The following is a 7,283-nucleotide window of genomic DNA, read 5'->3' on the forward strand; positions in this document are numbered from 1 at the left end:
TTCAGACAATCCATCAAAGCAAAAGTTTCACCTTTAACAAAACTACCGTTTTTACGATTGCGATCATGTACCAGTAATACATCATTATCGCCTAAAAGATTTGTTAAATTACTGATATGCTGCTTGATAACAAAAGCCGAATCTAAATATACTATAATAGCTCCTTCCGGTGCATTTTTCATTGTTTCAAGTATAATATAAGGTTTCCATAGCCATAAACCTGCTCCTGCAGGTTCATTAAAAATTTCTTGGTTTTTTTCTATAAATGCCTGATTAATATGCTTTTTCTTATAGTTAAATATGAAATCTATACCTTTATTAATCGCATAATGAGTAGTTGCATTCTGATTACGATAAACATATTCAGGTCCATCGGCATATGAGACTAAATAAATAGGTTCTTTTATAGAATTTTGAATAGATAAATCTACTTTTTGTAATGATAAGTCATTAATAAAACCTTGACGTGCATATTCTAAAATAATCAGTACGAAATAAATTAGAGCTAATGTAATAACTGTTTTATATAATATTTTAAATAACATATGATTTTTGAATTCTTCAAAGATGTAGAATTATAGCATTTTAATATACTAAAAGATAGTGTTGTAATTTAATTATAAATCTAGTATAATTTGCTGTTTGTTTTAGGTTCTTATGATTAATTTAGGGGATAAGCAGTCTACTATAGTTGTTGCAATGTCAGGCGGGGTTGATAGTTCGGCAGTTGCCGCAATGTTGCATGAGCAGGGGTATAATGTAATAGGTATTACGCTGCAGCTATATGATCACGGTATAGCAGTAGGGAAGAAAAATGCCTGTTGTGCCGGTCAGGATATTTACGATGCTAAAATGGTAGCAAACAAGCTTGGTATTCCTCATTACGTACTTGATTACGAGAGCAAATTTAAAGAGTCGGTAATAGATAATTTCGTCGATAGCTATTTACAAGGTGAAACGCCGCTGCCATGCGTTCAATGTAATAAATCGGTAAAGTTCAGGGATCTAATTAAAACGGCTAAAGAGCTTGGAGCAGGTCAGCTTGCTACCGGTCATTACGTACGAAAAATAAACGGTGATAACGGAGCTGAGCTACATACGGGACTTGATCCGGTAAAAGATCAAAGCTATTTTTTATTTACTACCACTAAAGAGCAGTTAGAATATTTAAGCTTTCCTCTAGGGGGGCTTACTAAAGATGAAACAAGAAGATTAGCTAATAAATTCGGGCTTGAGGTAGCAGATAAACCTGATAGCCAAGATATATGTTTTGTGCCTGATGGAAATTATAAGAGCGTAATAAATAAAATACGTCCGGGTAGTAGTGAAAGCGGTAAAATTATTCACGTAAACGGATTTGAGCTAGGAGAGCATAGCGGTATAATTAATTACACTATAGGGCAACGTCGAGGACTTGGTATAGCTTACAGCGAACCTTTATATGTAGTAAAGATTGACCCTAAGGACAATGTAGTATATGTAGGACCGGTGTCCGCATTAAACGTGCAAGAATTTATAATTAAAGATATTAATTGGCTTGCAGATGAGATTAAAGATAATGAAAAGCTAGAAGTAGCCGTTAAAATCCGCTCAACAAGACCACCACGCCACGCCGAAATAAGTAAACTCGGCGATGATAAAATGAAAGTAAAATTTTTATCCGAAGAAAAAGCTGTCGCCCCCGGGCAAGCATGCGTTATTTATGCAGGTGAAAGAGTACTTGGCGGCGGATGGATTACTAGGGATATAAGGTAATTGCGTCATTGCGAGCGACTGACGTTACTACGTTCCTCGCAATGACGGAAAAATTATTACATTAGGCAATACAAAATAAGCTCACTAAAAACAGGAGAAACTAAATGAGTTTTTTTAAGAAGAAAAGTTTTGAATCAGTAAAAGAGATAGGTAGTTCAAGCGGTCTTAGTAAAACGCTTGGAGCATTTGATTTAATATTACTAGGTCTTGGTGCTATGATCGGTACCGGCGTATTTGTCGTTACTGGTATAATTGCTGCTAAATACTCAGGTCCTGCTGTAATGGTATCTTACGCAATTGCAGGTATTACATGTATTTTCGTAGCTCTCGTTTATACAGAGCTTGCAGCTATGCTTCCGACTTCGGGAAGTATTTACACATATTCTTATGTAGCATTTGGTGAAGTATTTGCTTGGATGATCGGTAGCGTTATAATATTGGAGCTTGGTGTAGCTGCGGGAATAGTAGCCGCTGGTTGGTCAGGTTATGCACAAGGAATACTCGAAGCAGGTGGAATCAATTTACCAAAAGCATTAACTACGGTACCGACAAATGGCGGTATAATAAATCTACCGGCATTTTTAATTTCAGTATTTATTGGATTTATTTTATATTTAGGTACTAAAGATAGTAAAAGGTTAAATGCTATTTTAGTTTTTGTAAAGATGGCAGCAATATTTGTTTTTGTACTCGCAGCTGCCCCGCATTTCGATGCTACTAACTGGAGCAACTTTATGCCGTTCGGTTTTAGTAACGTTTTGGTCGGTTCATCTATCTTATTCTTAGCTTTTACAGGTTTTGGAACGATTGCAACCGCTGCTGAAGAGTGTAAAAATCCAAAACGTGATATAATGATCGGTATAATTGGATCACTTGTTTTAACTACTATAGTATATGTGGTAATGGCAGGGCTTGTTACGGGTATAGCTCCTTTTGATCAGCTAAATAATGATCAACCGCTTGCATATGCATTAACTATTAATAACAGTAAGATTGGTTCGGCTATTGTTGCAACCGGTGCAATTTGCGGTATGATGACGGTGTTGATGATGAATATTTACGGTACTTCTCGTATTTTTTATGCTATAGCACGTGACGGATTATTACCGAAAAGTTTTGCAAAACTACACCCTAAATATGATAGCCCATATATTACGATTATAATATTTGCTTCTTTAGCCGCTATCCTTGGAGGGTTTTGTTCTACGGAATTATTAACACAATTAACTTCGATGGGAGCACTTATTGATTATATAACCGTTACAATAATAGTGGTATTATTTAGGGTAAGATTACCTGACGCTCAAAGACCTTTTAAATGTCCTTTAATATTTATTATTGTTCCGTTTATCTTAATAGCTTGTGCGTATTTATTATTTATTCAGATATATGATGGTGAATTTAATCTATTAACGGCAGGTCGGGCATTAATATATTGGTTTATTACAATATTTGTTTTATATATTGTAAGATCATTTTTTATGAAAAAAGGGCAGAACTAGGATTGTTGTCATACCGTGGCTTGACCACGGTATCCAGAAAAAAACTTAAAATACTAATAATATTAGTATTTTAAACTGGATCCCGCGATCAAGTCGCGGGATGACACTGCAAAAAAAATCACGCCACACAACAAAACAAACTTAACCAAATGACTGAAAAGCTGCAACCACTCCGAGGAATGAAAGATCTTTTGCCGGATGATTATAAAGCTCATGACTATATAATTAATAAAGCAAGGGATGTAGGAGTATTGTACGGCTATAAGCAAATGAGTACTCCAATCCTTGAATATACCAAAGTCTTTAATCGCTCAATGGGTGAGAGTTCTGACGTAATCAGTAAAGAAATCTACAGCTTTTTAGATAAAAGTAATGAATCCGTAGCACTTAGACCTGAATTTACTGCCGGCATCATTAGGGCTTTTATCTCCAACGGCTTACAACATAAATTACCTTTAAAGCTCTTTTCTGTAGGTCCTGTGTTTCGTTATGATAGACCGCAAGCAGGGCGTCAACGTCAATTCCACCAACTAAATTACGAGTATATCGGTGCTAAAGGAGCAATAACCGATGCCGAAACTTTGAAGTTAGCAGTAGATATACTTAAAGCACTCGAAATAGAGCAGGATACTACCTTAGAGCTTAACTCTCTTGGATGCAGTCAATCAAGAAGCGTTTATCAGCAAAAATTAATAGAATATCTAAATGATTTTAAAGATCAATTATCGGAAGAAAGCAAAATAAGGCTGATCAAAAATCCAATTCGGATACTTGATTCTAAAAGCGAAATCGATCAGAAAATAATAGCAAATGCTCCAGTTTTATCTGAGTATTATACTGATGAATCCAAAGAATATTTTGATGAGTTAATAAAATATCTAGATATTTTAGGCGTGAAATATAGCATAAATCCACGTTTAGTTAGAGGGCTTGATTATTATTGCCATACCGCTTTTGAATTTACTACGAAAAAGCTTGGTTCGCAATCTACTATTCTTGCGGGTGGTCGATATGACGGGCTTGCTAAAATCATGGGTAATAATGATGATGTACCGGCTATCGGTTTTGCTGCCGGTATTGAGCGTATTGCTTTGATGCGGGAATATAATGTATCTGAAGTAAAGCCGGTATTTGTATTACCTATAGGCGAAAATAATATTTGCTATGCTTTAGAAATTGTAGATAAATTGCGAACACAAAATATTGCTACTATCATAGAACCTCTAGGTAAAATAGCTAAAAGAATGCAGCGTGCTTTAAATGAAAATGCTAAATTTATTATTTTTATAGGTGACGAAGAGCAGGCAAATAATAGCCTCAAACTTAAAGATTTAGAAAAAGAAGAAGAATATATAGTAGATTTTGCAAAAGCTGTTGAATTATTGAAGAAATAAGATTTTTTATTGTCATACTGTGGCTTGTCTGTATTTTATAATAGTTGCTATTATCCTGATTATAACGGTAATTTATGTTATTGCCGAGCGGTCAAAGGCTTTGTTTCATGGTTCGAAAAAAGCGTTCAATGTCATTCCTGCGAAAGCAGGAATCCAGTTTTTTAAGCAAATTATATACTAAATTTTCTTTGTGTTATCATTTTTTTTCTGGGTTCCCGCTTTTAGCGGCGTTGTTGCATGGCTCGATTTATGTCATTCCCGCGAAAGCGGGAATTCAGTAAGACATATAAAAAACTTGTTTTTTATATGTTTGTTTTGTCAAATATGTAACTTCTATATCAATATTGAAGTTATTTTTCTGGATCCCCGCCTACGCGGGGATGACATCGAATGGGTTTTTCGAGCCATGCAACAATACCGCTTTTAGCTAGGAATGACATAAAAAGTTTGATCCATGCAACAACAATATTTAACCACGACATCTGAGAATATGATTATTATAAACGATTTAGCCATGAGTTATGGTGCGAGAATACTATTTACCGAAGTAAATTTGCATATTAAAAATAACAAACGATATGGTCTTATTGGAGCAAACGGAGCAGGTAAAACAACTTTTTTCAAAGTCTTGACTAAGGAAGAAGATCCGGCTTTCGGTGAGATTAGCATACCAAAAAACTCTAAAGTAGGTTGTTTAAAACAAGATCAGTTTCTTTATGAAAATACCAAGATTATAGATACGGTAATAGCAGGGAATAAAGAATTAGGGCAAGCTTTGCAAGAGAAAGAAGAAATATTAAAGCAGCAAGAATGTGATGAAAAAGCAGGATATAGGCTCGGTGAACTTGAGCAAGTAATATATGATAACGATGGTTATGTTGCTGAAATTTTTGCAGCTAGCTTGCTTGTAGGTCTTGGAATAGCCGAAAAATACCATTATGAGCCGCTTTCTGCATTGTCAGGAGGTTATAAGCTTCGGGTATTACTTGCACAAAGTCTGTTTAATAATCCCGATATTTTACTACTCGACGAACCGACAAACCACCTTGATATTATTTCAATATATTGGCTTGAGAATTATTTAAAAAACTCTTTTAAGGGAATATTAATTTTTATATCACATGATTTAGCTTTTTTAAATAATGTTGCAACGGATATTTTGGACATAGATTATGGAGAAATAAAACTATACACGGGCAATTATGATAATTTTGTTCAAGAAAAGCAGATAATAGCTGCTCAGAAGTTAAGCGAACGAAATTTTTTAGAAAAGAAAATAGAAAATATGCAGGCTTGGGTTGATAAATTTAGAGCAGGGACGAGAGCAAGGCAAAGTGCTTCCCGAGAAAAGCAGTTGGAGAAAATAGAGTTGCCGGATATACAGAAATCTTCAAGAATTAGTCCATTATTTAGATTTAAACAACTAAGATCCTCAGGAAAATTAGTATTAAAAATCGATCAAATAACTAAAAGCTTTGAGGATAAGCAAATATTAAATAAGGTTAGTTTTAACGCATCACGAGGGGAAAAAATTATTATTATCGGTGCAAACGGTATCGGTAAATCTACGTTATTAAAAATCTTAATGAATAAAATATCAGCAGAACAAGGTAGTTATGAATGGGGGCATGAATCACAAATATCTTATTTCGCTCAAGACCATCATGAACTACTTAATGAAAATATTAGTATTATTGATTGGCTTAAAAAGCAATCTGAAAAGGAAACGGAAAATACTATTAGAAATACGCTTGGACAAGTATTATTCCGTAGTGATGAAGTGAATAAAAATATTTTAAGTTTAAGCGGTGGTGAGGGAGCAAGATTATTACTTGCTAAAATGATGCTGGAAAAAAGTAATATTTTGGTTCTTGATGAACCGACAAACCATCTTGATATAGAATCAAGAGAAGCCCTTAAAAAAGCTTTAATTGATTTTGAGGGTACAGTAATATTAGTAACGCACGACCGTGACTTTGCAAAATCCATAGCAACAAGGATTATTGCTCTTTCCCATAGGAAAAATATTGTTGATTTTAAAGGTAAATATGATGATTATATTGAGAAATACGGTAACGATTATTTAAGCTCTGCTGCAAAATTATCTTAAGTTTTAAGCATTGCTCGCTAAATTATAGATATTGCCATTGCGAGCAGCCCATAGGCTGCGTGGCAATCTCGTCAAATATCCTGAGATTGCTTCGTCAATTGCTATGCAATTTCCTCGCAATGACGATGAAAATTTAATCACTCCACATTATAAAACTCCAAATGATGACCGCTAATAAACTTTTTTACTTCAGCATGGTTACCGTACTCATCAAAATTTAATAATAACCCTTGTTCGTTAAAATATAATATATTCGTAAATAGTCGGTCATCGCAGCCCCACTTAGCTTTAAAAGCATTTTCCTTAATAAGTTTAACCCCGTTTACTCCGTGTTTGTGATATATTATTCCTTTTTTTAAAGCAGAAACAAAAGATATAATGGCCTGAAAAATCAAGACAAAATATATGAACAATGTACTTGGTAATGTTGCTTAAAATTAAGCTGCTATTTGTTCATAATGTTGTACGTAATCCAGATAAACATTCATAGGTTTTTTATACCCAATACTTGAATGGAATCTT

Annotated in this window: 5 protein-coding genes and 1 pseudogene; 4 read left to right on the forward strand and 2 right to left on the reverse strand. The window is 34.4% G+C overall.

The window, feature by feature from the left end; translation table 11 throughout:
- Positions 1-545, reverse strand: a pseudogene (locus AC1Z7D_RS05140) (hypothetical protein); the annotation flags it as partial.
- A 112-nt stretch (positions 546-657) separates the two neighbouring features.
- On the opposite strand from AC1Z7D_RS05140, the gene mnmA reads away from it, so the two are divergent.
- The 4 genes from mnmA to AC1Z7D_RS05160 all read left to right on the forward strand — a co-directional run bounded on the left by mnmA (position 658) and on the right by AC1Z7D_RS05160 (position 6,761).
- Positions 658-1,755 carry a tRNA 2-thiouridine(34) synthase MnmA gene (mnmA, locus tag AC1Z7D_RS05145; protein WP_482602561.1) on the forward strand — a complete coding sequence of 366 codons (1,098 nt, stop codon included), beginning with the start codon at positions 658-660 and terminating at the stop codon, positions 1,753-1,755.
- Between the two features lie 104 nt (positions 1,756-1,859).
- Complete coding sequence (locus AC1Z7D_RS05150) at positions 1,860-3,257, forward strand: amino acid permease (RefSeq protein WP_482602563.1); 1,398 nt, start codon at positions 1,860-1,862, stop codon at positions 3,255-3,257.
- A gap of 149 nt (positions 3,258-3,406) precedes the next feature.
- A complete protein-coding gene (gene hisS, locus AC1Z7D_RS05155; RefSeq protein ID WP_482602565.1) occupies positions 3,407-4,651 on the forward strand; it encodes a histidine--tRNA ligase in 1,245 nt (414 codons plus the stop codon).
- A 454-nt stretch (positions 4,652-5,105) separates the two neighbouring features.
- On the forward strand, positions 5,106-6,761 hold the full coding sequence (locus AC1Z7D_RS05160; protein WP_482602567.1) for an ABC-F family ATP-binding cassette domain-containing protein: 1,656 nt from the start codon (positions 5,106-5,108) through the stop codon (positions 6,759-6,761).
- A 137-nt stretch (positions 6,762-6,898) separates the two neighbouring features.
- Here AC1Z7D_RS05160 and AC1Z7D_RS05165 read toward each other — a convergent pair whose 3' ends face one another.
- The gene (locus AC1Z7D_RS05165) at positions 6,899-7,156 is read right to left on the reverse strand and encodes a hypothetical protein (RefSeq protein ID WP_482602569.1); all 258 of its coding nucleotides are present in this window, start codon (positions 7,154-7,156) and stop codon (positions 6,899-6,901) included.
- Between the last annotated feature and the right edge of the window lie 127 nt (positions 7,157-7,283).

The organism is Rickettsia sp., from assembly GCF_965035265.1.

Bases quoted from the DNA above. Each gene is read 5' to 3' on its own strand.
- hisS (WP_482602565.1), top strand. From the start codon at position 3,407: ATGACTGAAAAGCTGCAACCACTCCGAGGAATGAAAGATCTTTTGCCG.
- AC1Z7D_RS05150 (WP_482602563.1), top strand. From the start codon at position 1,860: ATGAGTTTTTTTAAGAAGAAAAGTTTTGAATCAGTAAAAGAGATAGGT.
- mnmA (WP_482602561.1), top strand. From the start codon at position 658: ATGATTAATTTAGGGGATAAGCAGTCTACTATAGTTGTTGCAATGTCA.
- AC1Z7D_RS05160 (WP_482602567.1), top strand. From the start codon at position 5,106: ATGCAACAACAATATTTAACCACGACATCTGAGAATATGATTATTATA.